Annotated in this window: 2 protein-coding genes and 1 pseudogene; all 3 read left to right on the forward strand. The window is 58.5% G+C overall.

The window, feature by feature from the left end; genetic code table 11:
* Positions 1-122: 122 nt before the first annotated feature.
* Positions 123-1,163 (forward strand): hypothetical protein, encoded by a 1,041-nt coding sequence (locus ACEVQ6_RS23560; RefSeq protein ID WP_374891478.1) that lies wholly within the window; start codon positions 123-125, stop codon positions 1,161-1,163.
* Positions 1,160-2,176 carry a TniB family NTP-binding protein gene (locus ACEVQ6_RS23565; protein ID WP_374891479.1) on the forward strand — a complete coding sequence of 339 codons (1,017 nt, stop codon included), beginning with the start codon at positions 1,160-1,162 and terminating at the stop codon, positions 2,174-2,176. Before ACEVQ6_RS23560 ends, ACEVQ6_RS23565 begins: the two co-directional genes overlap by 4 nt.
* Positions 2,166-2,597 (forward strand): annotated as a pseudogene (locus tag ACEVQ6_RS23570) (TniQ family protein); the annotation flags it as partial. The gene ACEVQ6_RS23565 and the pseudogene ACEVQ6_RS23570, both read left to right, overlap by 11 nt.

Genomic DNA, 2,597 nt, shown 5'->3' on the forward strand with positions numbered 1-2,597 from the left:
CGATAGAGCTACGATGAGCCGAAAATCCTCTCTTCTCAACTCAACCAATTTTGTCTCACAGGCGCTGATGTCGGACAACTCTCATCCACAACATCCCGGGAACGACACACTCGAACCACACCTTGAAAGACGAGTTCGACGACGAGAAGGAACTCGGCGTTCCGCACATTTCAATGGACGAACTCGAGCGCCATCTCACCGCTTGGGAATGGGACTACAACAACAGCAGTCACCGCGGGATCGGATTTCTCAGGACCCTGAAAGGGGTCCCAGCCCAGCTCTTCGCGGAAGGCATGGACGATGTCGGCCAGCGATTCCCCATTGATCCTGAGGTGTTCGCCCGGGTCGCCGGGAATGTCCACTGGGCCGCGATCGAAGACGGTTGCATCGCTTGGGATCACGTCAAGTACTCCAGTCCGGCACTGGTCCACCTGTCGCTCGATCCCTCGAGCACACCGCCGCCGAGAATGAAGGCGCGTAAATCCAGGCGGAATACGACCCTATATCGATGCACCCGAGACCCTTCCGATATCGGCGGTATCTGGGTCCGTGTTCCGGGAACGGGCAAGACGATCTGGGTTCCCGCAGCGCAAGGGTATATCGAGTACGCTAGCGGCCTGCGCCTGTACCAGCACAAGGAAGCGATCAAACACCATAACAGGCTCCACAAACGCCCGATCGCCAATGTGTACGACCTCGACGTCGCGCTCGCCGCCCGCGCCGAAGACCTCAAGGACATCCACGAGGAGCGGAAGCTGCAGGGCACCGCCGACAAGCTCGCCGCCTTCTTCCGCGGGGTCGTCAACAAGGTCAGGCGCAGCCGTCTGTATGTTCCGGTTCCAAGCGAGGAGCGGAGCGCGCATCGGATCGACGATCCCAAAGCAGGGCAACCGCTCAAGACGAAACGGACGTCCCAGGCCGCGCCTGACTACGACCCCACGGACTCGCCGCCCAAGATTTTCACCCGTGATGAGGATGGCAGGCTGGTTCCGGGCGAGCCGCTCATGAAGCTGAAACCACACCGTTCCAAACGGAAAGCCAAGGAGGAGATCGAACCCGGCGAGAAGGCCGGCACAGGAGCGCTGCGAGGATACGAAGACCCCGAGGACATCAGCGACATCCTCGCCCGCCGCGCGGAAGCCAGAAGGAACCGGAAGAAATGACGATGATGTTTCCCATTCCCAAATTCCATCTGTCAGTCTTCACCGACGAGGAGCGTCGCGAACTGATTCCGCTTATGTCCGACAAGGAACGGCGGAGGATGTCCAAGTTCGTGCTGGTCGAGCACGAACAGTTCGAAGACACCATCGAGTTCATCCGCGAACGCCTCCATTTCGCATCGAATTACCCCGAACCTCACGATGACGATCATCGCGAAATCCAGGCGGAGGGTTGGATCGGAGGAGTGATCGGTGCCCCCAGAACGGGGAAGTCGTTCATCGCCCAATACTATACCAGCCTCCACCCTCCCGTGTTCAAGCAGAACGGCGGTTGGAAGGTCCCGGTCGCTTACATCGAGGCCCGATCGGACTGGGACCGAAAAGAGTTCGCGAAGCAGATTTATTGGCAGACCAAGGCGACCGCACTGCCGCGGCTAACAATCGCTTCGATGAACTCCACCGTGACCAGCCGGCTGCGCGATATGGGCGTCAGGTTGCTTATCATCGACGACGCCCAGTTTCTCTTCGACACGACCTACGCGAAGGCGCACACGCACAAATCGATGCTGCATCACATCGCCAACGCGATGCAGTGTAACATCCTGCTGGTCGGTACGGAGGAAGTTGAAAACGCCATCTATGCGGAGGATAGATTGCGTGGCCGCGGCGACTTCCCAAGCCCCGATGTCCTTGTGGGTTTCGACCCTAAGGACCCGGACGGTCGAATCGATTTTCGCGAGTTCCTCGCCGAAATCGAGAAGCGGCTGCCATTCCAGGCGGTATCCGATCTGAATCGGCGAGACTGGATCGACGACTTCTTCGAAGCCTGCGGCGGCTCCCGAGGGCGGGCCATGAACTATATCGTTGCCGCAGCTTATGCGGCGATCACCGACAGGTCGCCGTGCATTCAACTCCATCATCTTCAACAGGCGGCGAAGGATCGTACACCGAGTGGCAAGGCGATGATTCCTTTCGTCGGGCGGCGCAAGAAGAAGGAGAACGGCAATGGACTTTGAAGCCAGCACCGTTTTCACACGATGGCCAGACGCACCTGAAATCGACGAGGGGGCCCACGGTTACCGCCTTCGTCTGGTCAAGGCCAACGGGATGTTGTCCGTGACGACGTTCAACATCTTTAACCAGATTACCACCGACACCGCCGACCCTGATGGCTCGTTGAAATTGTTGGAACGTCATCCAATCCCGGAGGAGTGGAAGGCTCGGCTTCGAGCGGCGACACAGGTGCGCGATGGTAGAAAGGTCGCTCTTGCTGGTCAGCTCTTCTCCTACAAACAGGTCGTTAAGGGTGCTCGCCGATTTTGCCCGGGATGTATCGCGGAGCATGCCTATCACAGGAACTTGTCCGACATCAGCGCCTGTGAGACAAAATTGGTTGAGTTGAGAAGAGAGGATTTTCGGCTCATCGTAGCTCTATCG

It is taken from the genome of Ensifer soli (genome assembly GCF_041928815.1).
In the GTDB taxonomy this organism is placed as follows: domain Bacteria; phylum Pseudomonadota; class Alphaproteobacteria; order Rhizobiales; family Rhizobiaceae; genus JBHFEI01.

Bases quoted from the DNA above. Each gene is read 5' to 3' on its own strand.
- ACEVQ6_RS23565 (WP_374891479.1), top strand. From the start codon at position 1,160: ATGACGATGATGTTTCCCATTCCCAAATTCCATCTGTCAGTCTTCACC.